21 protein-coding genes are annotated in these 26,288 nt (G+C 64.7%); 13 read left to right on the top strand and 8 right to left on the bottom strand.

The features are described from left to right. Window positions 1-30: 30 nt before the first annotated feature. On the top strand, window positions 31-951 hold the full coding sequence (argF, locus tag VGN72_07235; GenBank protein HEV7299142.1) for an ornithine carbamoyltransferase: 921 nt from the start codon (window positions 31-33) through the stop codon (window positions 949-951). 184 nt (window positions 952-1,135) lie between these two features. Then, a complete protein-coding gene (locus VGN72_07230) occupies window positions 1,136-1,636 on the top strand; it encodes a hypothetical protein (GenBank protein ID HEV7299141.1) in 501 nt (166 codons plus the stop codon). 214 nt (window positions 1,637-1,850) lie between these two features. On the opposite strand, the gene VGN72_07225 is transcribed toward VGN72_07230, so the two are convergent. Then, entirely contained in the window at window positions 1,851-2,189 is a 339-nt protein-coding gene (locus VGN72_07225; GenBank protein ID HEV7299140.1) for a cupin domain-containing protein, read from the bottom strand. 146 nt (window positions 2,190-2,335) lie between these two features. Next, entirely contained in the window at window positions 2,336-2,998 is a 663-nt protein-coding gene (locus tag VGN72_07220) for a hypothetical protein (GenBank protein ID HEV7299139.1), read from the bottom strand. A 596-nt stretch (window positions 2,999-3,594) separates the two neighbouring features. Between VGN72_07220 and VGN72_07215 the strand changes: the two genes are divergently transcribed. Further along, window positions 3,595-4,269 carry a hypothetical protein gene (locus VGN72_07215; GenBank protein HEV7299138.1) on the top strand — a complete coding sequence of 225 codons (675 nt, stop codon included), beginning with the start codon at window positions 3,595-3,597 and terminating at the stop codon, window positions 4,267-4,269. A 103-nt stretch (window positions 4,270-4,372) separates the two neighbouring features. On the opposite strand, the gene VGN72_07210 is transcribed toward VGN72_07215, so the two are convergent. The 3 genes from VGN72_07210 to VGN72_07200 all read right to left on the bottom strand — a co-directional run bounded on the left by VGN72_07210 (window position 4,373) and on the right by VGN72_07200 (window position 7,378). Further along, window positions 4,373-5,359 (bottom strand): hypothetical protein, encoded by a 987-nt coding sequence (locus tag VGN72_07210; protein ID HEV7299137.1) that lies wholly within the window; start codon window positions 5,357-5,359, stop codon window positions 4,373-4,375. An 85-nt stretch (window positions 5,360-5,444) separates the two neighbouring features. Beyond that, on the bottom strand, window positions 5,445-6,215 hold the full coding sequence (locus tag VGN72_07205; GenBank protein HEV7299136.1) for an RluA family pseudouridine synthase: 771 nt from the start codon (window positions 6,213-6,215) through the stop codon (window positions 5,445-5,447). Window positions 6,216-6,382: 167 nt separating this feature from the next. After that, window positions 6,383-7,378: a tetratricopeptide repeat protein gene (locus VGN72_07200; protein ID HEV7299135.1), complete on the bottom strand. Its 996-nt coding sequence runs from the start codon at window positions 7,376-7,378 to the stop codon at window positions 6,383-6,385. 174 nt (window positions 7,379-7,552) lie between these two features. Between VGN72_07200 and VGN72_07195 the strand changes: the two genes are divergently transcribed. Then, window positions 7,553-8,317 carry a glycosyltransferase family 2 protein gene (locus VGN72_07195; protein ID HEV7299134.1) on the top strand — a complete coding sequence of 255 codons (765 nt, stop codon included), beginning with the start codon at window positions 7,553-7,555 and terminating at the stop codon, window positions 8,315-8,317. 41 nt (window positions 8,318-8,358) lie between these two features. Continuing rightward, the gene (locus VGN72_07190) at window positions 8,359-9,873 is read left to right on the top strand and encodes a hypothetical protein (GenBank protein HEV7299133.1); all 1,515 of its coding nucleotides are present in this window, start codon (window positions 8,359-8,361) and stop codon (window positions 9,871-9,873) included. Window positions 9,874-9,920: 47 nt separating this feature from the next. Here VGN72_07190 and VGN72_07185 read toward each other — a convergent pair whose 3' ends face one another. Beyond that, entirely contained in the window at window positions 9,921-10,295 is a 375-nt protein-coding gene (locus VGN72_07185) for a DUF4112 domain-containing protein (protein ID HEV7299132.1), read from the bottom strand. An 87-nt stretch (window positions 10,296-10,382) separates the two neighbouring features. Continuing rightward, entirely contained in the window at window positions 10,383-11,489 is a 1,107-nt protein-coding gene (nagZ, locus tag VGN72_07180) for a beta-N-acetylhexosaminidase (GenBank protein HEV7299131.1), read from the bottom strand. Window positions 11,490-11,729: 240 nt separating this feature from the next. On the opposite strand from nagZ, the gene hrpB reads away from it, so the two are divergent. From hrpB to VGN72_07140, 8 genes are all read left to right on the top strand, one after another. After that, entirely contained in the window at window positions 11,730-14,303 is a 2,574-nt protein-coding gene (hrpB, locus tag VGN72_07175; protein HEV7299130.1) for an ATP-dependent helicase HrpB, read from the top strand. Window positions 14,304-14,392: 89 nt separating this feature from the next. Then, entirely contained in the window at window positions 14,393-16,351 is a 1,959-nt protein-coding gene (locus tag VGN72_07170; GenBank protein HEV7299129.1) for a sialate O-acetylesterase, read from the top strand. Between the two features lie 234 nt (window positions 16,352-16,585). Continuing rightward, the gene (gene gap / locus VGN72_07165; GenBank protein ID HEV7299128.1) at window positions 16,586-17,614 is read left to right on the top strand and encodes a type I glyceraldehyde-3-phosphate dehydrogenase; all 1,029 of its coding nucleotides are present in this window, start codon (window positions 16,586-16,588) and stop codon (window positions 17,612-17,614) included. A 191-nt stretch (window positions 17,615-17,805) separates the two neighbouring features. Continuing rightward, window positions 17,806-18,837 carry a type I phosphomannose isomerase catalytic subunit gene (locus VGN72_07160; GenBank protein ID HEV7299127.1) on the top strand — a complete coding sequence of 344 codons (1,032 nt, stop codon included), beginning with the start codon at window positions 17,806-17,808 and terminating at the stop codon, window positions 18,835-18,837. Between the two features lie 5 nt (window positions 18,838-18,842). Continuing rightward, complete coding sequence (locus VGN72_07155) at window positions 18,843-19,124, top strand: hypothetical protein (protein HEV7299126.1); 282 nt, start codon at window positions 18,843-18,845, stop codon at window positions 19,122-19,124. Between the two features lie 75 nt (window positions 19,125-19,199). Next, window positions 19,200-20,153, top strand: coding sequence for a pseudouridine synthase (locus tag VGN72_07150; protein HEV7299125.1), 954 nt, complete (start codon window positions 19,200-19,202; stop codon window positions 20,151-20,153). Window positions 20,154-20,446: 293 nt separating this feature from the next. Beyond that, window positions 20,447-22,750: a HEAT repeat domain-containing protein gene (locus VGN72_07145; GenBank protein HEV7299124.1), complete on the top strand. Its 2,304-nt coding sequence runs from the start codon at window positions 20,447-20,449 to the stop codon at window positions 22,748-22,750. A 22-nt stretch (window positions 22,751-22,772) separates the two neighbouring features. Next, on the top strand, window positions 22,773-23,255 hold the full coding sequence (locus VGN72_07140; protein HEV7299123.1) for a hypothetical protein: 483 nt from the start codon (window positions 22,773-22,775) through the stop codon (window positions 23,253-23,255). 637 nt (window positions 23,256-23,892) lie between these two features. Here VGN72_07140 and VGN72_07135 read toward each other — a convergent pair. After that, window positions 23,893-25,617, bottom strand: coding sequence for a SpoIIE family protein phosphatase (locus tag VGN72_07135; GenBank protein HEV7299122.1), 1,725 nt, complete (start codon window positions 25,615-25,617; stop codon window positions 23,893-23,895). Between the last annotated feature and the right edge of the window lie 671 nt (window positions 25,618-26,288).

Below are 26,288 nucleotides of genomic sequence, written 5' to 3'. Positions count from 1 at the left end.
GTCATTCTGGTTTGGTCATTGAGGCTTGCCATGAAAGACTTCATCTCCATCGCCGACTTCACGCCCGATCAAATCCGGCACTTTCTGGACGTCGCCAAGCGGCTGAAGCAACAGTACAAATCCACGGGGAAGAACGACGCGCTGCTGGCGGGCAAGACGCTGGCAATGGTCTTCGAAAAGCCCTCGCTGCGCACGCGCGTGAGCTTCGCGGTCGCCATGACGCACCTCGGCGGCAACGGCCTGCTGCTGCGCGACGAAGAGGTGGGCCTTGGCAAGCGCGAGCCGGTGCAGGACGTCGCCCGCGTGCTCAGCGGCATGTGCGACGGCATCATGGCCCGCACGTTCGAGCACGCGAAGATCACCGACTTGGCCAAGTACGCCACCGTCCCCGTCATCAACGGTCTGACCGACTACAACCATCCCTGCCAGGCGATGGCGGACATGCTCACGCTCGAGGAACACTTCGGCGACCTGAAGGGCCGCACGCTCGCCTACGTGGGTGATGGCAACAACGTCACGCGCTCGCTGGCGATCGCCTGCGGCAAGCTGGGCATGCGGTTCGTGTGCGCCACGCCCGCCGGCTACATGCTGCCGAACGAGGACGTCGACCGCGTGATGTCGCTCGTGCCGGACATGGAATACATCGTCACGAACGACCCGGCCGAAGCCGTGCAGGAGGCCGACGCCGTCTACACCGACACCTGGGTCAGCATGGGCCAGGAGGCCGAGAAGGCCCGCCGGATCAAAGACTTCGCCGGCTTCTGCATCGACGAACAACTGCTCAGCAACGCCCCCAAGCAAGCCGTCGTCCTGCACTGCCTGCCCGCCTACCGCGGCCTGGAGATCAGCGACGCCGTGATGGAGGGCCCGCAGTCGCTGATCTTCCCGCAGGCCGAGAATCGGCTGCACGCGCAGAAGGGGATCATCGCGGTGCTGATGGCCGGCCAATAGGGCGGGCCGCGCCCGTCTCTCCCGCCGTCTTCAGGCAGAGACGCGAAGACGCGAAGTCGCGAAGGAAGCGCGAAGCGGCTCTCCTACTGGGATTTGGTCATTGGTCATTTGTTTGGCATTGGGGCTTGGTCATTTTGATTTTCGTCCCGGTTGCCCCAACTGAGACAAACCGAGTCGATCCCGCATGCACATTCCCACGCACATCCTGTCCGGCTGGTGCGTCGCCAACTGCTTCAACCTGTCGCCGCGCGAACGGCTGCTGGCGATGGTGGCGGCCAGCGTGCACGACCTCGACGGGCTCGGCTTCTTCTTCGGCGAAGAGGCGTACTGGCGCTTTCACCACATCGTCGGCCACAACCTGCTGGTCGGGCTACTCTACAGCCTCGCGGCCGCGGCGATCTCGGCGCACAAGCTGAAGTGCTTCCTGCTCTACCTCGGCCTGTTTCACCTGCATCTGCTGATGGACTTCTTCGGGTCCGGGCCATTGTGGAAGATCCACTACTGGTGGCCGTTCGACGACCGCGGCTACCTCACGCAGCACGCGTGGGAACTGAGCAGCTGGCAAAACTACCTCACGGCCATCCTGTTGCTCGGGTGGACAATCTGGATCGCCCGCGTAAAGCACGTGACCCCGCTGGAACTGCTGGCGCCCCGACTGAATGCCAAGCTCTTAGGCAAGCAGTAGGGCGGTGGGACGGACATTCTTGTCTGTCTCTCTTCCTCTTCTGTAGGACAGTCATTCCTGCCTGTCTCTCCCCCCGATCTCCCCCCGTCTTCTGTGGCACGGACATTCTTGTCTGTGTCTCCCCCGGATTTCTCACAGCCAAAATCCCAAGCCCCAATGCCAAACAAATGACCAAGCCCCAAACCCCAACAGCGCGTCCCGCATAAACCCCCGTTCACTCCACCATCACAAAGTCCGGCGTCGCCGAGTAGGTCGTCAGCAGCACGCAGCCACCCGCGGTGCCGTGCGGCCCGTGCGGCGAGCCGGCTTTGGCGACGAGGAAGCTGCCGGGGCCGTAGGTGGCGCCCGCGTCGATCAGGTCGCCCTCCAGCACGAACACGGTCTGGTCCGCCGCCGAGTGGCGATGCGCCGGCAACGCGCTGCCCGCCGCCATCCGCGTCATCGCCGTCATCGCGCCGCTCGCGGCGTCGCGGTACAGCATCTTCATCGAGATGCCCCGCGCGTCCATCGGCGACCATTGGACGGCGGACGTGTCGAGGTTCGTGTGGTACATGGGGATTGCTTCTACAGATAACGGATCAACGTTCAATGGCCGGCACCGCGCCGACCGAGAATCGAGTTTACCAGAATGCTCAACGCGGGGCCGGTCCATTGCAGCGTTTGGTTATGCGTTGGCCGCACCGGCGATCAAGCCGAAGTTTAGGGAGCGGGCTTCGTCGTGAGGTATGGCCGCAGGGAGATTGCGGTGGGGCTTGTGGCCTGATCCAGTGCCGACTGCACGCCCTGCCGACTTGTGTCGCCCAGCCGTTCGTCATCTTTCATGCGGATCAGTGCCAACGTCGCGCGCTCCGATTCTGGCTTCTGTCTGGCCAGGTCGACTATCTTCTTTACGAACGACTCGGTCTTTTCTTTATCATCCATTGCCAAGGCGGCATTGGCTAATGCCAAGTTGAGCTGAGCATTGAAGGCCGCCTCATCGTTGCCCGCGGCTTGTCGTTGGACGAGCCGTGTGAACTCCTCGTCTCCGAAGAAGATGAGCATTGGCTCCCATTCCGCCTTCATCGGCGACATGTTTCCGCCGCCGCAGGTGAGCGGCGCCCGATCGATGGCTGCCAAGGCCTTCTTCACGATCGGTATGGCCAATTGTCCAACCTCAGCACGTTTGACGGGATCTTTCAACGCGGCTTCGTCCGCTGGCATCACATCGAGTAACGCCATACCCATGGCGTTGATCTCTTTCACGAACGCATCGCGTGTTACTGTTGGTTGCGTGGCGGGAACGTCCTGGCCCCGACCTTCGAACGCGGTCGCACACACGATGACGACCGCCAATACGGACCGGATCAGTGGAGGAACGTTCATGCTGCATCTCCTCAACGCATAACTAGTGATTGACCTGACCGGCCGATTCACGTTGATTGGCGCAGTGCGCATCATAGCATTCCCGTAGTAGATCATGAAAGTGCACGCAAGAGCGGGGTTGACCGCCAGTTGCAGCGATGGGGCGGTCGGGCGAGTGGGGATGATGATCGGCGCGCGGCGCACAATAGCATGATTGATGGACGCGATGGGGGTTACGCCGCTTGTGCTTAGGGGATCGGAGCCGTTCCCGGGGCGGGCGGTCGACCGTTTGGGTGGGACGGTCGACCGTTTGAGGTGACACGTCGACCGTCCGAGTCGAACGGTCGACCGTTCAGGGCGGAACGTCGACCGTTCAAGACGGAGCGTCGACCGTTTGACGTGAACGGTCGACCGTTTGGCCTGAAACGTCGACCGTTTGTGGCAAAACGTCGACCGTTTGGCGCGAAACGTCGACCGTTTGAGGCGGATGTGCGACCGATAACGATGATTTTGGCATGAAAACGCCTCTGCGGGTGAACTGGGCGGGCGGGCGCGTCGATAGAGACGGGGAAGCGGGCATGGGCGGCTAAGGCCGCGGGCGGATAAAGGGAATTCATATGAGCAAGAGCTTTTTCACGGGCACGGAAGCGGAGTTGGCGATTGGCTCGCGGGCGTTTGCGGAGAAGATCAGCGCGTCGTGGGCCGAGTACGGTTTACCCGAAGCAGCAGCGGCGGCTTACGTGGCGGCCGATGCAGAGTGGCAGGCGGCGTATCAGGCGACGAGCAATCGGAACAACCGCACTGTTGCTGAGGTGACGACGAAGAACAGCGCGGAAAAGTTCGTCCGGCAGATGGCATCGGCGCTGGCGAAGGTGATCGCGGGCAACGCAGCCGTAAGCGACTCCACGCGGATCAAACTGGGACTAAGCGTCCGCGATGCCGCATCGCCGTTGCCGCCGCCGGGGATACCAGTTCGCTTCACGTTCGTCCTCAACGGCATCGGAACGGGACTATTAAAGTGGGCGTGCGACAACCCGCGCGGGGCGCGTGGCACCATGTACGAGGTATGGCGCAGCGGTGGGTTCGGCACCGAGCGCGTCTTCCTGGGCGTGGTGGGGACCAAGCGGTTCCACGACACCACGCTGCCGGCGGGGGTGGCGAGCGTGACGTACCACGTGCGGGCGGTGCGGTCGCGCAAGGCCGGCGACTGGGTGCAGCACAACGTCAGCTTCGGCGTGACGCCGGGGATGGCGAAGCTGATTGCGGCGCAGACGCGGACGATCGCGGCGTAGCGCGCGGGGGTGAACGTTGTTGGGGGGTAGAGGGAGGCCCCCTCCCTAGCCCTCCCCCGGGGTACCGGGAGAGGGGATAAGAAGGCGGCGGTCGGACGGCAGATCAGGTCGTTAGCGCACGCGTGAACGCGGCACTGACGGGCACGGCGGCCAGCACTTCGATCGTGGCCTTGTCGCCGGTGCCGGTGACGACGTTGTAGAGCAGCTGCCCGCCGTGGCAGGTGTCGCAGTACTGCAGGCTGATGTCGATGCGGCGCGGCAGTTTCTTCACGTCGCTCTGGTTGCCCTTGTACTCGTTCAGTTCCGCGAGATAGCCGGCGCTGTCGTCGGCGGTCGTCAGCTCGTTCAGGCGGGCGAGCTGTTCGCTGCCCTGCTCGGCGGCCTTGGCCTGCTCGGCCACGTAGGCGGCCTGGCCTTCGGTGTCGGACTTCTTCACCTTGCGATGGGCAACGCTGGCGGGCAGCAGGCCGAGGTTCCTGGTCTTCTTGTAGGTCTGGCAGGCGTCGCAGTAGGGCTTGGCCATCAGAGCGGCAGGCACGATCAGCCCGCCGGCGATGAAGCCGATTGCGCCGAGGCCGACGAAGAGGTAACCCCACCCGCCCATCGGTTCGCCTTCCCCCTCACCGTTCTTCGGCTGCCAGGCGAAGCTCTCGGCCTTGTCCTGGTAGTACTCGACGAAGCCGGGGATCTCGAACGACTCGCCGGTCTCGGTCACGATTACGTTGCGGAACTGCTCGAGCATGCCGCGGAACTCGCGGTACTCGACGTACTCGGCGGCGAAGTAGGCGGTCGTCTGCAGCAGCACCACCGCGCCCAATAGCCCGCGGCTGATCTTGGCGCCCGTGAACCACGATGCGATGCCGTAGCCGCTGCCGGCGATCAGCCCGACCAGGATCGCGCCCAGCGGAATCACATAGTTGGCGTACCAACCCATGATGTTCACGTCCTGGGCGTGCTTGTTCAGGAAGTAGACCGCCGCCAGGGCGATCGCCGACGTGATGATGCCGCTCTGCAGGATGAACAGCATCGGCTTACGCGGTGCGGGCGTTGCGGGCGCCGTGGTGCCAGTGGAAACAGTTGAGTTGGTCACGAGATTCTCCCCAAGAGCAGGTATTCGGTCGCTCGCACTATTGTGCAGGCGACGTGTTGATCGTCAAAAATTGCATCGCTACGCGTCACACGGCGTGGCGGGACATCTGGTTGATCGTGGCGCCAAAATCCTTCGGCAGCGGGGCGACAACCTCGATCGGTTCGCCGTTCATGCCGACCACGCGAAGCTTCTCGGCGTGCAAAGTCAGGCGGCAGATGAGGGCGCGTTCGTAGTGGCCGCGCGGGGGGCGGTAGTCCTTCTTGAAACTGCTGAGGAAGAGGTCGTCCGGTACGCCTGTCGCCCGGCGGTTGTAGAGCGGGTCGATCGCCAGCGGCAGGCCGATGTGCTTCAGGTGCACGCGGATCTGGTGGGTCTTGCCGGTCTTGGGGAAGACGCGCAGCAGCGCGAAGCCGCGGAAGGCTTTCTCGACGCGCCACTCGGTGCGCGCGGGGCGGCCGCCGTGTTTCACGACGGCCATGCGCTTCTTGTCGGTCGGGTGGACGGCCAGCGGGGCCTTGATGTCGCCGTGGTCGGAATCGGGTCGGCCGGCGATCAGGGCGAGGTACTCCTTCTCGATCGTGTTGTTCTGAAACTGGTGCGACAGGTGCCGCTGCGCTTCGGTGTGCTTGGCGAAGAGCAGCACGCCGCTGGTTTCCTTGTCCAGGCGATGCACGACGCGCAACCGCGGGTCGGCGGTGCCGGTGGAGGGCAGGTTCAATTGCCGGCCGAGCCGTTCGAGGACGCTATCGGTCTCGGCGCGCCCGGGAATCGTCGCCAGCCCCGCGGGCTTGTTGATGGCCACGAAGTCGGGCGTGTCGAGGAGGATCGTGAGGGTGGTGGAGGACTTGGGTTTCATTGCGCCTGGGCGTTGGCCTCTTCGACGTGGCATGGGCGTCTCGCCCATGCACTTGATGAGGTCATGCAATCTGATTTGTTGCAACAGCTCAATCGAAGTGGCCCGCCATCAATAGCATTTCTTGTTCCATTCACACGCATGGGCGAGACGCCCATGCCACGGTCGGACTACATTCCCTGCTTGTTCCACTGCTCAAGCGATTCGCGCACGCGGGCCTGTTGCGGGTTGATCTCCAGGCTCTTATTCCACGCGTCCACCGCGGCGGTCTTCAACGTTTCGTCGAGTTCCAACCCCTTCTTGTACTTGGCGATCAGCGTGTTGCCCTTCTCGGCCAGCGCGTTGGCGTAGCGGCCGTTCTGCTTCAGGGCGGCGTCGTACTGCTTCAGGGCTTCATCGAGCCGGCCCGCCTGCGCCAGCGCGTCGCCATACAACTTGCGGGCGAAGGGGTCGTCGCTTTGCGACAGCGCTTGTTCGAGCACCGGGATGGCTTCGCTGGCCTTCTTCTGGCGCACGAGGTTGGCGCCCAGGTTCATCAACGTCGACCGCTGATCGCTGCGCAAGTCGATCGACGTGCGATAGGCCTTCTCGGCCTCGGGGAAGTCGCCCTTGGCGTCCAGCGCCACGCCAAGGTTGGCCCAGGCGGCGGCGTTCTTCGGGTTGATCTCGGTCGCCTTGCGCAGCGTGCGCAGGGCCTCGTCGGGATCGTTCATCGCCAGACGAACGGAACCCAGGTTCATGTTGCCTTCGAAGTGGTCCGGCTCCAGCTGCAGCAGGCGCTGATAGCTCGAGGTGGCCTGTTCCAACTGGTCCAGCAACTGGTAAGTCAGGCCTAAGCTGTAGTGGTTGTCCGGCGTGTAGGGATCGAGCTGGGCCACGCGCTCGTAGACCTCGCGTGCCTTGTCGTATTCGCCCTGGCTCTTGTACAGGTTGCCCAGTAGCGTGGCCGCCATGATCAGGCGCGTGTTGGCCTCGGTGGCGGCGCGTAGGTTGGTGATGGCGGCGTCCTGGTCACCGCTTTGGTAAGCGCGCACGCCGGCGACGTAGAGGTCGATGGCCTCCAGCGAACCCTGCTGCCGCCCGGACGACTTACAGCCAACCAACAACGTGGCAGTCGCCACCGCGGTCGATAAAAGGGCCACTACGATCGTGTTCTGTTTCGGCATCGATTTTGTTTCCTCGCCTCTTCGGCACTATACCGCGTCGCCAGTGCGCGGGGCAAACCGACCGCTTGCCTGCGACGGTGTTTGGCGGTTGACCCACTCCACTGGCGCTTCTACGATCGGTCGCGTCTGCGTCTTTTGTCGCGACTGGGACGGTTAACTCGGAGTCTTTTCACCGTGCGAACATTGATTGCGATCCCGGTCCACAACGAGCAGAAGTACGCCGACGACGTCTTAGATAAGGTAGCACGATATCATCGCGATGTGCTGGTAATCGATGACGGCAGTAACGACGACACCCCCCGAATCCTGGCGGCCAGGAGGGATATACAGGTTCTAACGCATCGCCCCAACCAAGGGTACGGCCGGAGCCTGATCGACGCCTTCTGCTACGCCGACGCCCACGGGTACGACTGGGTCATCACCATGGACTGCGACGAGCAGCACGAACCGGCCCGCATCCCCGACTTTCTGGCTGAGATCGCGACCGACCAGTGGGACGTCGTCAGTGGGTCGCGCTATTTGACACAGGAAGATGGAGACGATTTGCCCCCGGTCGACCGCCGATCGATCAACGCCAGCCTGACCGCTCGCCTGAACGATTTGTTTAAGCTGAATATCACGGATGCATTTTGCGGCTACAAGGCGCACCGCGTGAGCGCGACGGTTAAGCTGGGACTGACCGAGCCGGGCTATGCGTTTCCCATGCAGCTCTGGCCGCGCGTGGTGAAGCACAACCTGCGGCTGAAGGAGATCCCGGTCCGGTTGATCTACAACGACCCCTCGCGGCACTTCGGCGGGCAGTTGGATGATCCGACGAACCGCTTGAAGCATTATACCGCCGTGCTCGATCGCGAGATCGCGCTGATGAACGATGTCGACAGCGACGCGAACACCGCCGATGCGGCGTGCGAGGCGTCGTCGTGTTGTTGTTCCAAATGAACGCCGCCGCGCGTCTGACTGATTCCACGAGGCGTTAAGCGATGCCGGCCACCACGTCCCTTTCCACCGCCCGCTACGCCGACTGGAAGGCGCCGACCGGCGACGGTCAAACGCTGATCTGGCCCGAGCCCGCTGCGCTACTTCAGCAGACGCGCGACAATGCCAAACATCTGGGTCACGCAACGCAGGTGCGCATCCAGAACGTGCCGCTGCCCGAACTGCGCACGCGCATGCGGGAGTGGATCGGCCACACAGACGCCGATAAGCCATTGATCGCCACGGGGCACCAGACCGAACTATATCATCCCGGCGTGTGGGCCAAGCACGCAATGATGGATGCGCTGTCGCGCATCGCCGGTGGCGACGGCTACTTCTTCGCCGTGGATACGGACGCGCCTAAGCACCTGCAGCTGCGCTGGCCCGGCGGTGGGGCGCCGATCACCGACGACCCGGACATCACCAAGGCCGACTGGAGCGGCCGACTGGCGCAGCCCACGCCGGCGCACCTGGCGCAGCTGCAACACGACCTTCACGCGGCCGCCGGCAGTTGGGACTTCAAGCCCGCGGCCGAGCCGTTCTTTGCGTCGATGACGAAGCTGGCGCTGGAGGATGTAACGCTGTCGAACGCGTTGACGAACGCGACGCACGCGCTCGACTGGTCGCTCGGCCTGCGGCACCACGCGATGTTGGCGTCGCCGATCTTTTTCGCCGAGCCGTTCCTGGCGCTCGCGCACCATGTCTGCGCCAACGCCGGCGAGTTCGCGGCCGCCTACAACGCGGCATTGCATGAGTACCGGGATGAGAACGCGATCGACAATCCAGGCCGGCCCATGCCCGACCTGAAGGTGGGCAGTGGCGCGTGCGAAGTGCCGTTGTGGTTCGACAACCTTACCGACGGCTCGCGACAGCGCGCGGTGCTGGTGGAGGTGGACGGGCAGTGGTCGCTGGTGCTGGCGGATGATGCGTTCGTCTTCGACCGCGCGCTAAACGCCTGGGACGCCGCCGCCGCGCTGGGGGCATGGCTCCGCCGGCACAACCTGCGGCTGGCGCCACGAGCGCTCACGCTGACCATGTTCTTCCGGCTGCTGCTGGTCGACCAGTTCATCCACGGCATTGGCGGCGGGCGCTACGACCAGGTGCTGGACAAGCTGATCGCGCGATACTTCGCGATCGACCCACCGCGCTTCAGCGTCGCGACCGCCACGCTCTACTTCCCCGGCGCCGTCGGCCAGGAGCGGGCCTGCCTGCCCTGCCTGCGGCTGGAGGGGCACCAGATCAAGCACCGCGTGCTCGGCGAGGCAAAACGGGAACTGGTCACGGCCATCGCCGAGGCCCCGCGCAAATCGCTCGAACGCGCCGCGTTGTTCGCCAAGATGCACCGCGAGATGAAGGCGCACGCCCACGCCCCTTCCATCGAAGACTGGCAACACCGCATGGCCACCGCCGAGCAGACAGCCGTCCTGCAGCGCACGCTGTTCGACCGCGAGTTGTTCTACGGGATTCAGTCGCAGACGCGGCTGGTGGGGATCATCGAGCGGTACGCCGAGGCGTTCTGAGGACGCCGCCGTTGTCATCGAAGGTGGCGTCCCGACTTTCGCTGATTCTACCGCCGGCGCTCGGCGGCCTTTTCCAGAAGGGCCAGGTTCTTCAGATTGGCCCTGAACGCCACGTCGGCCAGATCGCCGATGAGCGGGATCAGGCCGGTCACGTAGTCGAGCGCCACGTTGACCATCATGCGGGCGACGACGTCCTGCCCGAGATTGTGTTTGCGGGCAACGTAGATCGGGTACAGCGCCGCGACGGCCGTGACGGTGTCGCCCACGACCGGGACCAAGCCCGCCAGGCCGTCCAGCCCGAACTTGATGCCGGCGATTTCGAACTGGCTGTCCAGCAGGACGGCCAGCGTCCGCGCACGGCGAAGATCGGTGTCGAGGTCGCTGCTAAGCACGCTGTTGATGTTAATGGTTGCGCTCTGCATAAGAAATAAACGTTCGCAGAACCCGTTCGTTCGGCCGACTATAAACTTATCGTCAAAATCGAACGGCTGAGCCGCGCGCTGCTGCTGCTACGGCACGCGGGCGGTCGGATCGGCGGACGTGTCGGGCGCCATCACGCTTCGGCGCTCGATGTCGTCGACGAGGCGCAAGCTCGCTTCGGCGCGAAGCTGCGTCGCGTCGAACGGCACCGCCGGCCTGACGAAACGCTCGCACATTGCGTCGATACGCCGATTCGCCTGTGCAATTCTCGCCTGGCTTACGCGGCCGTCCTTTACCGCCTTCACCAGCGCTTCAATGCCCTCGATCTGCACGTTCGCATGGTGGCAGATGAGGAAGGAGTCGACACCCGCGTTCATACCGCGGATGACGGCTTGTTCGACGCCGTAGTGCTCGGCGATCGCGTTCATCTGCAGGCAGTCGCTGAAGACGACGCCGTCGTAGCCGAAGCGGTCGCGCAGGATGCCCTGCAGCACGGGCGCGCTCATCGTTGCGGGATATTCTGGGTCGATCGCCTCGAACAGCACGTGTGCCGACATGATTGACGCCACGCCCGCCCGCACCGCAGCGGCGAACGGGGCGAGTTCGACGGCCTCCAGTCGTTCCAAATCGTGCGGCAGGCGCGGCAAGTCGAGGTGGCTGTCCTGCGACGTGTCTCCATGCCCCGGGAAATGTTTGGCACTGGCCGCCACGCCCGCGGATTGCAGGCCGGCGATGAGCGCGGTGCCCATCTCGCTCACTAGCGCCGCCGTGGCACCGAACGATCGGCTGCCGATGACGGGGTTGGCCGGGTTCGTGTCGACGTCGAGCACCGGCGCAAAGTTCACGTCGATGTTCACCGCCCGCAGCTCGCGGCCGAGCACTTCACCCGCCCGCCGCGCGAGCGTGGCGTCGCCGGTTGCGCCCAGTTGCCGCATCGAAGGGATTGGGGTGAAGCCGTCGCGCAGTCGTGCGACCCGGCCACCTTCCTGATCAATCGCGATGAACAGCGGTCGACCGTTCGCCAGGCCCTTCAACTCGGCGCACAGTGCGTTCAGTCGTACCGGCGATTCGACGTTCCGCGTGAACAGGATGACGCCCCCGATGCCGCGGTCGATTAGCCGGCGGACGTCATCGGTAATGTGGTGACCGTCGAACCCCACAACGAACATGCGTGCGATCGCGGTGTTAACGTCCATAATACGCGTTATATGCTGGTGTGTTCCACCTGTCATCCCGAGGGAAGCGGTATCGACCCGAGGGATCTCGAATGACCGGTACGCGTGCGGCACCGGGAGATCCCTCAGGTCGCTACCGCTCCCTCGGGATGACAGTGGGTCCGTCTGCCCACGAACTCAGTACGCTGCGTTGCCACGCCTTCGTGCTCGAATCCTCAGGTCGTCGCGTCTACGCCGCTTCGTGGTTAAAACTATCCGCGTATGCCCGTTCCACTGCCCATCGACAACCAACTGCCGCAGATCGTCGCGCACGTGCGCGAGGCAAGGCGGCTCGTGCTCGTTGCTTCACCGGGTGCCGGCAAGACGACGCGCGTGCCACCGGCGATTTTGCGGGCGGGGCTGCTGGGGCAAGAGCATCCGAACATCGTGATGCTCCAGCCACGTCGCGTGGCGGCGCGGGCGGCGGCGGAGCGGATCGCGGATGAAAACGGATGGCGCGTCGGTGGCGAGGTCGGGTACCACGTTCGGTTCGATCGCAAGATCGGCCGCGATACCCGGCTGCGCGTGATGACCGAGGGCATCCTCACCCGCCAACTGCTCGACGACCCACTGCTGGACGGCGTCGGCTGCGTGATTCTGGACGAGTTCCACGAGCGCAGCATCCACACCGATCTGGCGGCCGCCCTGTTGAAAGAAGTGTGCGCGGCCCGGCCGGAACTGATCATCATCGTGATGTCCGCGACGCTGGATGCGCAGCCAGTGGCGCGCTTCCTGGACGATGCGCCGATCGTGACGGTGGAAGGGCGTACGTACCCGATCGACGTCGCCTACACACCGCCCAGTGGCAACCCGATCGAAACGCGCATCGCAGCTGCATTGGATGAGTTGCTGAGCGACCCGACGCGGGACGATGCGGGTGACGTGCTCGTCTTTCTCCCCGGCGCGGGCGAGATCAATCGGGCGGCCCGGGCGCTGTCGCCGTTGGCGTCGCGGAACGATCTGCTCGTCCTGCCATTGCACGGCAGCCTGCCGCCCGATCAACAGTCGCTCGCGTTGCGACCGGCGAACCGCCGGAAGGTGATTCTGGCGACGAACATCGCCGAGACGTCGCTCACGATCAACGGGGTACGCACCGTCATCGATAGCGGCCTCGCCCGCGTGGCCGGTTACGACGTGCGGCGGGGGCTTGACCGGTTGGAAGTCCGCCGGATCAGCAACGCATCCGCCACGCAACGCGCTGGCCGTGCGGGGCGAACGGCGCCGGGGCGGTGCATTCGGCTGTGGACGCAGCGGGAGCAAAACGAGCTCGAACCGTTCGAGTTGCCCGAGATTCGCCGGGTCGATCTGGCCGCCACAGTGCTCACGCTACACGCGTGGGGGCGGGCGGACGTGCGGGCGTTCGAGTGGTACGAGGCGCCCGACGAGCGCACGCTGGCCGCCGCCGAGCGATTGTTGTTTCTGTTGGGACTGACCGACGCGGAGCGCAACGGGCGCATTACAAAGCGTGGCGAGCAGGCGGCGCAGTTGCCGGTGCATCCACGGCTCGGGCGCATGCTCGTCGACGCACGGCAAGCCAACCTCTGGCCCCAGGCGGCCACGATGGCGGCGCTGCTGAGCGAGAAGGACATCGCGACGTTCGAGGGCCGCCCGCACGAGCGTGTCGCGCGCACGCACGGTCGAAGCGATCTGCTCGTTCGACTGGAAATGCTGGATCGGGCCGAGCACGAACGCTTCGGCGGGCACCTGCGCGATTCGGGAGTCGACCCCGAGGCCGCCCGTACAGTCGCGCGCGTGCGCGACGAACTGCGGCGTGGTGCGCCGGGCGCCAACGAAGTGCGCAACGCCACCGTTCCTGATGACGACGCGCTGCTGCGCCTGGCGCTGTCGGCCTACCCGGACCGCGTCTGCCGGCGGCGCGGTGGGGATGCCAGCGCGGCCGTCATGGTCGGTGGGGCAGGCGTACGGCTTGCGAACGAGTCGATCGTGAAGACGGCTGAGTACTTCGTCGCCGTCGACGCCCGGGCGGACGACCGCGCGCGGGCCGGCGAGGCAATCGTCCGCATCGCCAGCGAGATCGATCCGACGTGGCTCGCGGAGATGTTTCCGCAGGCGGTCGTGCGCGAGCGCGTGCACGTGTTCGACGATGCAAAGCAGCGGGTCGTCGCGCGGTCGACGACCCGCTTTCTCGACCTGCCACTGGCCGAGGACGACAACGCCGCCGTCGACAACGCTGTCGCCGGTGCGATCCTCGCCGCGGCGCTGCGACCGCGTGCCCGCGCTTGGTTCAGCGACGACGAGGCGGCCGCCAACGTGCTGGCGCGCGTTGCGCTGTTGCGCCAGCACATGGCCGAGCATGATTGGCCGTTGTTCGACGATGCGGAACTAGGAGACGTGCTCGCTGAGGCGTGCAGTGGTCGTCGGTCGGTCGATGAAGTACGTCGGACGTCACCGGTATCGTTGTTAGAATCTCGGCTGCCGTTTCCGTTGGACCGGTTGCTCGAACAGCAAGCGCCACAGGCGATCGCGGTGCCCAGTGGCAGCCGGATGAAACTGGACTACACAACCGGCCCCTCGCCTGTATTGGCGGTGCGGTTGCAGGAATTGTTCGGCTGGACGGAGACGCCGCGCGTCGCCAATGGTCGCGTGCCGATCGTGCTGCATCTACTCGGGCCCAACTATCGCCCGGTGCAGGTCACGCAGGACCTGAAAAATTTCTGGGCGACCACGTATTTCCAAGTGAGAAAAGACCTGAAGGCGCGGTATCCGAAGCACGCCTGGCCCGAGGACCCGCTCAAGGCGCCGGCGGAGCGGAGAGGGCGGTCGACGAAGCACTAATCAACTGCGTATCTCGTTCAACTTTGTCGCCCATTTGTGGTATGACGTTTAACCCCACGATGCTCGTGGGTCAAATCGAGGGTCTGCTTATGAACATGTCGATCGTGGCGAGTGTGGCGGCATTGGCGTTGTCGTCGGTGGCAGTGGCGGCGGTGGAACTACCGGCCATCATTTCCGACAACATGGTCCTGCAGCGGTCGGCGAAGACCCCGCTCTGGGGCACGGCCGATGCGGGCGAGAAGATCAAGGTGACGTTTAACAACGTCACCGCCGACACGGTTGCCGACGACAAGGGCAAGTGGCGCGTCAACCTCGATCTTGAATCGATGGCCGCCAATGGCCCGTTCGACCTGACGATCGCCGGCACGAACACGATCACGGTGCGCAACGTGCTGGTGGGCGAGGTTTGGCTTTGCTCCGGTCAGTCGAACATGGAATGGAGCGTGGCCAACAGCAACGATGCGAAGAATGAGATCGCGGCTGCCAACTTTCCGGAGATCCGCCAGTTCCGTGTGAAGAAGGTGATCGCGAACGAACCCATGCAGGAGTTGAGCGGCACTTGGGTCGCCGCGGCACCCAGCAGCATCCCGTCCTTCACCGCGGTTGGTTACTACTTTGGTCGCGAGGTTCATCAGAAAACCGGCAAGCCGGTGGGGCTGATCAACTCGTCGTGGGGCGGCACGATCGCCGAGGCATGGACGAGCGAGCCCCAGTTGAAGACCGACGAGCGTTACCACGCGTCGATCGAGCGCCGGAATCAGACCGCTGCCAACCCCGAGAAGGCCATGGCCAAGTACAAGGCCGAAACCGAAGCGTGGGAGCGGCGCAACGCGGATACCGGTGCCAACAAGGGCGAGGAAGCCGGCTGGATGAACGCCGACCACGACACCAGCGACTGGAAGTCGATGGAGCTGCCGATACCCTGGCAGCAGGCGGACGTAAACCACAACGGCATCATCTGGTTCCGCAAGACAATCGACGTGCCCACCGGCGCCGCCGGCAAGCCCGCGACGTTGGCGTTAGGCGCGATCGACGACTTCGACACGACCTACGTCAATGGTAAGGAGGTGGGCAAGACCGGCGTGAGCACGCCGAACTTCTGGTCGCACCCGCGCAAGTACGAACTGCCCGTCGGCACGTTGAAGGCGGGTAAGAACGTGATCGCGGTGCGCGTGGTCGACATCGGTGGCCACGGTGGCTTTTATGGCCCCGCCGACGCGATGAAACTAACGACGGCCAATGGCGACCAGGCGCTGACCGGGCCGTGGCAGTACACGGTTGAGAGGGTGATCGACCCGAAGACGATCCCGCCCCGCCCGGCCGAGCCGGCGACGAAGAGCCCGAACCAACCGGCGGTGCTGTACAACGGCATGATCGCGCCGGTCGTCCCTTACGGCATTCGCGGCGCGATCTGGTATCAGGGCGAAAGCAACGCCGGTCGGCCCGCAGAATACGCAGACCTGATGAAGCTGCTGGTTGAGGGGTGGCGCAAGGATTGGGATCGCGGCGACTTTTCGTTCTACATCGTGCAGTTGGCGAACTTCATGAAGCGCAGCGAGCAACCGAACGACACCAATTGGGCCAAGCTGCGTCAGGCGCAGGCCGAGGTAGCGCACTCGCTGCCCAACAGCGGCTTGGCCGTCACGATCGACATTGGTGACGAGAAGGACATTCACCCGCGCAACAAGCAGGACGTGGGCAAGCGGCTGTCCGCCATCGCGCTGGCGAAGGACTACGGGCAGGACGTCGAGTACGCCGGTCCGACCTTCGAGAACCTGGGAAGCACGGGCGACAAACTGCGCGTGCGCTTCTCGCACGCCGACGGCTTAACAACGACCGATGGTGCGGCGCCCAAGGGTTTCGCGGTCGCCGGTGACGACGGCAAGTTCGTCTGGGCCGACGCGAAGATCGACGGCCAGGCGGTGGTCCTGTCGGCCGAGGGTGTCGAGTCGCCCACTAGCGTCCGCTACGCCTGGGGCGACAACCCCGAGGTGAACCTGAAGAACGCCGCTGGTTTCCCCGCGGTGCCGTTTAAGGCGACGAAGTAGGGTGCGCCAAGCGTAGTTGCTTAGGCATGCGTTCCGGTCCCTTTCCCGGAGTACCGGGAGAGGGACCATTGAGTCCCGCGCAAATGTCCACGCCTACTATCTCATGAGCTCGCCAGGGGCCTGGGCGCGGTCGTTTCCTTGACAGGCTGCGCCCGCTGCCCTAATTTTCCCGCGCACGCGCCGTGGGCAACGCCCGTGGCGATTTATCAGTTTCGTCTCGAGAAAGGCTTCGTCATGGCATTGAAAATCGGCATCAACGGGTTTGGTCGCATCGGTCGTCTGGTCTTCCGCGCGGGCGTGAAGAACCCGAACGTGCAGTTCGTGGGCATCAACGATCTCGTCCCGCCGGACAACCTCGCCTACCTGCTGAAGCACGACAGCACGCACGGCAAGTACGATGGCACCGTGGAGGCCAAGGAGGACGGCATCGTCGTCGACGGGAAGTTCATCCCGTGCTTCGCGGTCCGCAACCCCGCCGAGCTGCCTTGGGGCAAGGTTGGCGCCGATTACGTGATCGAGAGCACTGGCCTGTTCACCGACTTCGCCGGCGCTGAGAACCACATCAAGGCGGGCGCCAAGCGCGTGATCATCTCGGCCCCCACTAAGGACCCCGAGAAGGTCAAGACGCTGCTGGTCGGCGTGAACCACAACAGCTTTGACCCCGCGACGCACACGGTCGTCAGCAACGCCAGCTGCACGACGAACTGCCTGGCCCCGATCGCCAAGGTGATCAACGACAAGTTCGGCTTAGCCGAAGGCCTGATGACGACCGTGCACGCCACGACCGCCACTCAGCCGACCGTCGACGGTCCTTCGAAGAAGGATTGGCGCGGTGGCCGCGGCGCCGGGCAGAACATCATTCCCGCTGCCACGGGCGCGGCCAAGGCCGTCACGCTCGTGCTGCCGGAACTGAAGGGCAAGCTGACGGGCATGGCCTTCCGCATTCCCACGCCCGACGTCTCGGTGGTCGATTTGACCTTCAAGACCGAAAAGGCCACCAGCTACGAAGAGATCGCCGCGGCCATGAAGGCCGCCAGCGAGAGCGGTGACCTGAAGGGCATCCTGGGTTACACCGACGAAGAGGTCGTCTCGACCGACTTCCTCCACGACCCGCGCAGCAGCATCTTCGACAAGGGCGCCGGCATCGAGCTGAACAAGAACTTCTTCAAGGTCGTCAGCTGGTACGACAACGAATGGGGTTACAGCAACCGCGTGATCGACCTGGCGCTGTCGATGGGCAAGAAGGAAAACATCGTCAAGTAGGTTTGACTGGGCCTACGGAAGATGAATTGATGCGCGGCCTGGTTGCTTGAGCAACCAGGCCGCGATCGTTCATACCAAGCCAGAGGATCGTCATCCTGAGGTATCCCGAAGGATCTCTTTGTAACCTAATACGGGGGACGATCCTTCGGAGTACCTCAGGATGACGAGTTACGGCGTACCGAGGAAACACTATGTCCCTCTACCCCTTGATGTTCAAACCCCGCTTCGTCGAGAAGATCTGGGGCGGGCGAAAAATTGAGACCGTCCTCGGCAAACCGCTGCCTAGCGAAAAGCAGGTCGGTGAAAGCTGGGAAATCTACGACTTCCCACCGGGCGTGGTGGACGGATCGGACCGCTGGGTGAGCGCGATTGTCATCAACGGCCCGCTGGCGGGGAAGACGCTGCACGAACTGGTGACGGCGCACGGCGTTGCGCTCACCGGCAATGTGCCGCTGGTGGGTGACCACGGTCAGTTTCCGATTTTGATCAAGTATCTCGACGCGCGGGAAGATCTGTCGGTGCAGGTCCATCCCCCGCAGGCATACGCCGACGCGCACCCCGGCGCGCACCTGAAAACCGAGGCGTGGTACGTTGTGCAGAACGATCCCGGCTCACGGCTGCTGAAGGGCTTGGCGCCTGGCGTCACGCGCGAAGCGTTCGAAAAGTCGATCCAAGACGGCACCGTCGAATCGAAGATCCAAGCCATCCCCATCAAGCCCGGCGATTGCCACTACCTGCCCAGCGGCACGGTGCACGCACTGGGCGCGGGCATTCTAGTAGCCGAGGTGCAGACGCCAAGCGACACCACGTTCCGCGTGTTCGACTTCAACCGCATCGAACCCGCCACCGGCAAGCCGCGGGCGTTGCACGTGCAACAGGCGATGGAGTGCATCGACTTCAGCGGTGTCGACAAGACGCAGCAGACGCGCTCGCACGTGGCCGGCTATTTCACCACGGTCACCCGGCTGGTGAAGTCGCCGTTCTTTCAGATCGAAAAAGTCCGCATGACCGAGGGCGTCGAGGAAGCGGTGCCGTACGACGAGCCGGTGGTCTGGATGATGTTGGAAGGGAAGGCCGAGGTACGCGTCGATGGCATCAAGGAACCGACCACCATCTCCCGTGGCGACACCGTCCTGCTGCCGGCGGCGATGAAGAACCCGACCATCAAAACGCTGGCCGACTGCGTCTGGCTGGAAGTGACGTTTCCCACACGCGAGGGGTAGTCGTCATGGCCCGCCGGGATACGGAAGACACCACCGACGACTGGGACGACGACGAAGGTCCGGACGATGCGGACATCGGCGACGCCGACGCGGACCTTGCCGACGACGATGACGAGGTAGACACGGTGGAGTGCCCGCGCTGCGGCGCCAGCGTCTACGAACAAGCCGAGCGCTGCCCGCGATGTGGGACTTACATCGAAGAGGCCAAAACGGGTCGGCGGTTTCCGCGGTGGGCGGTGGTGACGGTGATCGTCTGCATCTTCCTCGTGTTGCTGTGGCAGTTGTAGGGTGAGAATGGACGGTCAGTATCTCCTCACAAATCCATTTTCGCCTTATCGGACCTTCGCCGCTAAGATGTGGAAGTGAAAGAACGCATTCAAAAAGTACTCGCCAATGCCGGTGTCGCCTCGCGGCGGAGCGTCGAAGAGATGATTCGCCAGGGTCGCGTCGCGGTGAACGGCACGACGATGACCGAGCTGCCGATCCTCATCAATCCCGCCAAAGATAAGGTGACGGTCGACGAGGAACCGGTGAAGCTGGTCTCGCGCGAGGGGAAGGAATCCACCGAGCGGTTCTACCTGCTGATGAACAAGCCAAAGGGCGTGGTCAGCACGAACGTCGCCCAGGGCGAGCAGACGCGCGCGATCGACCTGCTGCCGCCGGGCCACCCGCGGGTCTATCCGGTGGGGCGGCTGGATGCGGAATCGAAGGGGCTGCTGTTCCTCACCAACGATGGAGAACTTACCAACCGGCTCACCCACCCGCGGTACGGCGTTCCGAAAACCTACCGGGCGGTGGTCGACGGGTTCGTGACCGGGGAGGTCATCGAAGAACTGGGCAAAGGTGTCTGGCTGGCCGACCGCGAAACCGGGGCGGGTTTCAAGACCGCCCGCACGATGGCGAAAGTGGTCAAACGTGGACGCGATTCGAGTGTCCTAGAGGTGACGCTGCGTGAAGGTCGCAACCGGCAGGTCCGCCGCATGCTGGCCAAGCTGGGGCACAAGGTGCGAGACCTGACGCGCGTGCGCATGGGCCCGCTGACGTTGGAAGGCCTGAATGTTGGCCACGTGCGGGCGCTAACGCCGCGCGAAGTGAAGGAACTGAAGAAGTTCGGTCAGGAGGTCAACGAACGGGCCGCCAAGCGGGCTGAGACTGGCGCGGCCGCAGCGCATACCACTCGCAAAGCGCCACCGCGAGCGCCGCGGTCGGCACCGTCTGGTCCGCGTTCGGCATCGCCTAGTCTACGGACTGCACCGCCCGGTCCACGGTCAGGCCGGCCTGCCCGGGCGGGACGGCCACGGAACAACAGGATGTGAACTCGTGGGTAAGGCCATCAGTGGCTGATGGCTCAAACCGGGATAGTGGGTGTTGGGTCGCCTGAGGCTTCGATTGGCACGCGTTGCTTGCGACGTGCGGCGGTCCCGCGGCCAGCGGCGCGGCTGGGAGCCGGGTCGCAGTGAAAGTCGACCGACGACGGAAGCGCCGGTCATCTTCCGAATTGGATTGAAATCCGGTACCTTCCGCAGGACCGACCCGCGGTGTTCTGCCGATAATAATCGGCCCAGGCACCTCCGTGACGCGTGATAACGATAAAGGTGGATCTGATCCGATGGCACGAGACTGGCTCAACGCGATGATGCTGGCAACCGCGGTTTGCGCGGCCACGCCCATCGTGTCGCTGGGTCAAGCGGTCACTGAAACCTCGCCGGGCGCTGCAGTTACGGCCTCCACCACGCCCTCGGCCCGCCCGCTGCCCGAGGCAATCCAAAGCGATATTCAACAGCTGGGTCAGACGATCAACGACCCCGTGGCCACCCAGGGCCAGCGCGACGAGGCTGCCCGCCGGCTCACCGAGCGCGCGACGTCGGCGGCGATGGCTCAGTTGCGGGCCGTCCTGACCGACACCAGCAACGTGCGTGGCCAGATCGCCGTCGCGGCCGCGCTGGCGGACAACCCGCCGGTCGACGAGTCGTTCGTCGATCCCCTTACGAAATTGCTGGGCGGTGATGTCCGTCTGGCGGGCGCGGTCGCCAGCGCGCTCGCTGCGTATAAGGACAACCCTGAAGCGCTGCGTGCCCTCGTGACGTTCGCCCGCAACGCCCCGGCCGGTGCCGACGCACGGCAGCGCGAGGCGGCCCGCATCGCCGTGATCGGCGCGCTGGGCCTGCTGACCGACAAGCGTGCCGCCGCGGCGCTGGTGGAACTTCAGCAGAGCGATCTAGAATCCGAGGCCATCCGCGCCGCCGCCGCCGAGGCGCTCGGGGTGCTCACCGGTCATCGCGATTGGGGTCGCGATGGGCAGCGTTGGTCGCGCTGGTGGGCTGAGGCTGGCCAGCAGAACGACACGGCGTTCCGCGCCGCCGTGTTGGCATCCCGGGCCAACCGCTCTGACGTGCTCTCGCGCCGCGAGCAGGCGCTGGCGACGCGCCTGCGATTGGTGATGAGCGAGCAGTACCTGGCCATGCCCCGTGCACAGAAGGATTCAGCTCTGGCCAAATATCTGTCCGACGACAGCCCGACCGTGCGGGCGCTGGGCGCCTCGCTGGTGGGGGACGACGCGCGCGGCGCAAACGCGCCGTCGCCGGCCACGCGCGAGCGAATGCGGACCATGGTCGGCGACAGCGACCCGGCCGTCCGCATCGAGGTGGCGTTGACGCTGCGCGCGGTGAACGACCGCGAGGCGATCGAGCCGCTGCGCGTTCAACTGGCGCAGGAGACGCACGTCGACGCGCTCATGGCGCAGCTGGTGACGCTTGGATTCGTGGGCGACGCGCGGGCGGCAGGGTCGATCCTGCCGTTCCTGGATAGCCCATCCGACGCCATCGCGCTGGTGGCCGTTCGTGCGATGGGGCAACTGGGCGCTACGATGCGCGAGACGGACCCGGCCGCTGCGACCGAGGCGCGCACTCGACTGGTCGCCGTGTTGCGCGGCCGCGCCGCCAAGGCCGGCGCCGAGACGCTGCGGGCCGCCACCGTGACCGCCCTGGCGCCGATCGCCGACGCGTCGCTCACGCCCACGTTTATCCAGTTGCTGAACCCGCGCGAGGCGCGCACCGTCCGCGTGGCCGCGCTGAACGCGATGGCCGTCGTGGGTGACCCGAAGGCCGCCGACCGGTTGTCAGACCTGTTCGACCCGGCCACCACCGAGCGTGAGGTGCGGCTGGCGGCCGTTCGCACCATGGGCTCGGTCGGCAGCTTCGACTACGTCTCGCTGCTGCTGCGACGCATGAACCGCGCGGACGAGCCCGACGACGAGATCCGTGCCGCGGCCAGCGCGTCCGTCAACCGCGTGTTGCCCAGCGGTGACAAGCGCGGCCTGAAGCAGTTAGCCGACCAGTTCCGCCAAAATCCGGCGCTGCGGCTGAGCGTGCTGAAGGTGCTCGTCGACAAACTGCAGCAGGAAGGCCGCCAACCCAACGATTCGGACCTGGCGCTAGAACAGCAGAACCTCGGCGAGGTGCAGGCACAGGTCGGCCAGCACCGTGAGGCCGCGGGATCGTTCAAGGCGGCGCTGGACTTCTGGGTCGCCCAGAATCAGCCGGCGCCCGCGGTCGTTGAGACGCTGATCGGCCAGTATCTGCAATCGCTGCTGAAGAGCGTGCAGTACCCCGAGGCCGCGCGGTTCGCCACCGACACGATCGGCCGCGACACCGCCAACATGCCCACCGTCTTCCAGGAGGTCCGCCGCGAGGCCGATGCGCTGCGCACCAACGGCGACCTCGCCGGCGCGCTGCGGCTGGTGGGGACGTTCAAGGGCCTGCGCCTCGGGCCGTACAACAACCGGCTGGAAGAGATGGAGCGCGACCTCCAGCAGGAACTGAACGCCAAGACCAACACGCGCCCCTCCGGCAACGCCACCGTGCCCGACCACCGCGAGTACTTCGCGATCGTGCAGCAGCGCACGATGGCTTAGGCTCGCTCGGCCGGACCCCGTCATGCCTGACATCGATACCGACCCACTGCTCTGGATCGTCACCGGCGTCAGCCTGACCGCCGAGCTGGGTGACCGCCCGCTCGCGTACCGCATTGAGGAGGAGGTCCGCCAGCGCCTCCGCACCCGTCTGCCCGCCGTGGCGCCCGGCCAGTCGCCCCGGCTGTCGCCGGTGGTCGTCAGCGACGTTTTCTTCCTGAACAACGAGGAACTGCAGTCCCGCCCTGCGATCAGCGTCGGCGGCCCCGGCGTCAACATGCTGTCTGGAACCCTCGTCGAGCGACTGCCCACCGTGCTGGCGGTCGACAACGTGCTCGTGGTGCAGATGGACCCGGAATTCGAGCATCTGCAAGCCTCCGTCTGGGGGATGACCCATGTCGACACCGTGCGGGCGATCGATCTGTTCGTGACCAAGTACCTCGACGCCTATCTGGATGGCATCGTGGAACACGGCTTGGCCGACGACGATTCGGACGACGACGAATGACGGCCCGCCGCGTTGTTCGCGCCGCTCTTCTGTAGGACAGGCATTCCTGCCTGTCTCTCCCCCCGTATTCTCTCCCCCCGTTCGCCTCTCTTCTGTGGCACGGGCATGCTTGCCTGTATCTCGTTCTCTTATCAGGAAGGAAGAGACGCGAAGGCGCGAAGGCGCGAAGGCGGACGCGAAGGAAAAGGAAGGGCGTTGCGCTAATCCGACGTCTAACGCGCAGCGCGGGCGTAGAGATGGATAGTGTGCTCTTTGACAATTGAATAGCCGACGAGCAAGACAGGTTGGGGACCCCTTTACCCTCACCCGATGGTGCACAATGGTGCAAAATGGTGCATAGATTCGCGTTTTGCCTTATCCAGACCGCCGTTGCAAAGCGGGGTCGCGTTCGTCTCTCCCTCTTTCTTCGCGTCTGGCTTCGCGCCTTCGCGACTTCGCGTCTCTTCTGCATTCATGGATGCGCAACGCAAAGAGAGACAGACAAGAATGTGCGTCCCACTCGGCAAGGCGAAGACAGGCAAGAATGACCGTGTCACAGACGAGAGACAATCGAATACCGGGGGAAAAGCAGACGGGGGGAGAGACAGGCAGGAATGCCTGTCCTACAGAAGAGAAGAGGTCACCCTGTCTCTGTGGGTCAGCTGATCTTGGCGACGACCATCGTCACGTCGTCGGTGCGTTTGCTCATGCCGACGAACTTGCGGAGTTCCCAGAGGATGTTCTGCGCGACCACCTCGGCGGTGTCGCCGCCTTTGCGGAAGGCGTCGATGACGCGTTGGCGGCCGAAGGTTTCGTTCTGGAAGTTCATGCCGTCGGGCAGACCATCGGTGTAGAGCAGCAGCAGGTCGCCGCTCTGCAGGTCCATGAAGGACTGCTTGAACTCCTCGTTCGGGTCGACGCCCAGCACCATGTTCTCGCCGGCCAGCTCGATGATCTCACCGTTGCGCAGCACCAGGGCCGGCGGGTGGCCCGCGTTGCAGTAGGTCAGGCGCCTGGCCCGCGCATCCAGCACGCCGTAGAAGACCGTCACGAACTCGCTCGGCTTCGTGTCGCGGTAGAGCATGAGGTTCAGCCGGCGGATGACCTCGTACAGGTAATAGACGTTGTCCACCTGTGCCCGCAGCGCCGCGCGCACGCTGGCCATGATGAGCGACGCCGGCACGCCCTTGCCGCTGACGTCGGCGACGACGAGGCCGACGTTATCGTCCGGCAGCTCGATCGTGTCGTAGAAGTCGCCGCCCAGCTCGAAGCAGGGGACGTAGACGCACGACAGCTGTACGTTCGGCAGGATCGGCGGCTTGTCCGGGATCATCCGCATCTGCACTTCGGCCGCCATCTGGACCTGTTTTTCCAGCGCTTCCGCCTCGATCGTCTCCTGCAATAGCCGCGCGTTCTCGATCGCCGCCGCGGCCTGGGCGGCGACGGCCTTCAGCAGATCGATCTTCAGCGGGCTGAACGACTGCTCCTTTTCCGTGTAGACGCGCAGCACGCCGATCGGCCGGCCCTTATAGCGCATGCCGACCGACAGCATGGACACCACGCCCTCGCGCCGGCTTTCCTGCGGGTACTGCACGCGCGGGTCGTCGGTCATGTCGCGCACGTACTCGGCCCCCTGCGGGCTCAGCGCCAGCCGATCGATCTCGGCGGTGCTCATGCGGATCGGGCCCTTGTTCAGGTACTGCTGCGATAAATTGAAGACGGCCTTGATGACCAGCTCGTCCTTATCGCGATCGATGAGCCGGATCGACGACGCCTTCGCGTCCATCAGTTCGCACACGATCTTGGCGGTGCGGTCGAGCACGCGCTGCAGGTCGCGCGCGTCGGCGAGCATCATCGTCACGTTGTAGACGGCCGTCAGCTCGTGGATGCGCTGGCGCAGCTGATACTCCTGAAAGCACATGCGCGCCACCGCGTTGGCCAGCAGGAACATGAACTGAATGGCCGCCGGCCGCGTGCGGGCCGAGCGGGTGAGCTGGCTGATCAGCGCCTTCATCTGGCGGGCGTCCAAGCCGAACTTCTCACCGAGCGCGCGGGCCTTCTCGTCGTCCAGCCCACCGATCGTGCCGTTGGGGCTCATGCGGATCGTGCCGAGCCGCTGGTTGTTGACGATGATCGGCGCGACGTACTCGCCCCCCTCGCGCTGCGGACCGTCGGCGACGTCGCGCTCCTCGGCGTCGGCGATCGCGCCCTGGCGGCGCAGGAACTCCTTCGTCGGCGTGGGGGACGTCAGGATCTTCCCATCCGCATCCGTAATGGTGGCGCGCACCGACGCGACGGCCGCGAAGCTGTCCTGGATCTCCTGCAGCGTGGGCAGATCCATGAAGTCGGTCAAATGCAGATGCTCTGGTTGTTGCTCGCCCATCAGTCGTCAGCCAGCCCATTCGGTGTTAAACCGGGTAGACCTGATTGTAGATGAAGGCGCGGCGCAATCAACGGAACGCAACGACCGGTAATCTTCAAGTTACGTTTGCTTGCGCCCGCTGCGTGAGATTGCGAGCGGCGATCGACTGGGCAGGACGGTCAACAGCGGGGGTGCCACGGTCTGGCACTCCAGGCCGTGCCTTCCTCGGGCTGAAAAGACACGGCCTGGCGTACCCCACCGTGGCACCCGGCAAGTCCGGTTCTCCCCGAGAAAAGTTGGATCGTCCCCGGGTCCAACGGAATTGTCCCCGGGTCCAACGGAATTGTCCCCGGGTCCCACGGCATTGTCCCCGGGTCCAACGGCATTGTCCCCGGGTCCAACGGCATTGTCCCCGGGTCCAACGGCATTGTCCCCGGGTCCAACGGCATTGTCCCCGGGTCCAACGGCATTGTCCTCGGGTCCAACGGAATTGTCCCCGGGTCCAACGGCATTGTCCCCGGGTCCAACGGCATTGTCCCCGGGTCCAACGGCATTGTTCCCGGGTCCAACGGCATTGTCCCCGGGTCCAACGGCATTGTCCCCGGGTACAATGCAATTGTCCCCGGGTCCAACGGCATTGTCCCCGGGTACAATGCAATTGTCCCCGGGGCAAATCGAATCTTCCCCGGGTA

The sequence above is a fragment of the Tepidisphaeraceae bacterium genome, assembly GCA_035998445.1.
Lineage (GTDB): Bacteria > Planctomycetota > Phycisphaerae > Tepidisphaerales > Tepidisphaeraceae > DASYHQ01.
Note: the sequence above shows the minus strand (reverse complement) of the source record. Positions and strands in the feature narration are given on the sequence as shown.

Coding starts and splice junctions, on each gene's coding strand:
- VGN72_07230 (HEV7299141.1), top strand. CDS start 1,136: ATGCACATTCCCACGCACATCCTGTCCGGCTGGTGCGTCGCCAACTGC.
- VGN72_07220 (HEV7299139.1), bottom strand. CDS start 2,998: ATGAACGTTCCTCCACTGATCCGGTCCGTATTGGCGGTCGTCATCGTG.
- VGN72_07155 (HEV7299126.1), top strand. CDS start 18,843: ATGGCCCGCCGGGATACGGAAGACACCACCGACGACTGGGACGACGAC.
- VGN72_07225 (HEV7299140.1), bottom strand. CDS start 2,189: ATGTACCACACGAACCTCGACACGTCCGCCGTCCAATGGTCGCCGATG.
- nagZ (HEV7299131.1), bottom strand. CDS start 11,489: ATGGACGTTAACACCGCGATCGCACGCATGTTCGTTGTGGGGTTCGAC.
- argF (HEV7299142.1), top strand. CDS start 31: ATGAAAGACTTCATCTCCATCGCCGACTTCACGCCCGATCAAATCCGG.
- VGN72_07185 (HEV7299132.1), bottom strand. CDS start 10,295: ATGCAGAGCGCAACCATTAACATCAACAGCGTGCTTAGCAGCGACCTC.
- VGN72_07160 (HEV7299127.1), top strand. CDS start 17,806: ATGTCCCTCTACCCCTTGATGTTCAAACCCCGCTTCGTCGAGAAGATC.
- hrpB (HEV7299130.1), top strand. CDS start 11,730: ATGCCCGTTCCACTGCCCATCGACAACCAACTGCCGCAGATCGTCGCG.
- VGN72_07135 (HEV7299122.1), bottom strand. CDS start 25,617: ATGGGCGAGCAACAACCAGAGCATCTGCATTTGACCGACTTCATGGAT.
- VGN72_07215 (HEV7299138.1), top strand. CDS start 3,595: ATGAGCAAGAGCTTTTTCACGGGCACGGAAGCGGAGTTGGCGATTGGC.
- VGN72_07145 (HEV7299124.1), top strand. CDS start 20,447: ATGGCACGAGACTGGCTCAACGCGATGATGCTGGCAACCGCGGTTTGC.
- VGN72_07190 (HEV7299133.1), top strand. CDS start 8,359: ATGCCGGCCACCACGTCCCTTTCCACCGCCCGCTACGCCGACTGGAAG.
- gap (HEV7299128.1), top strand. CDS start 16,586: ATGGCATTGAAAATCGGCATCAACGGGTTTGGTCGCATCGGTCGTCTG.
- VGN72_07205 (HEV7299136.1), bottom strand. CDS start 6,215: ATGAAACCCAAGTCCTCCACCACCCTCACGATCCTCCTCGACACGCCC.
- VGN72_07200 (HEV7299135.1), bottom strand. CDS start 7,378: ATGCCGAAACAGAACACGATCGTAGTGGCCCTTTTATCGACCGCGGTG.
- VGN72_07170 (HEV7299129.1), top strand. CDS start 14,393: ATGAACATGTCGATCGTGGCGAGTGTGGCGGCATTGGCGTTGTCGTCG.
- VGN72_07140 (HEV7299123.1), top strand. CDS start 22,773: ATGCCTGACATCGATACCGACCCACTGCTCTGGATCGTCACCGGCGTC.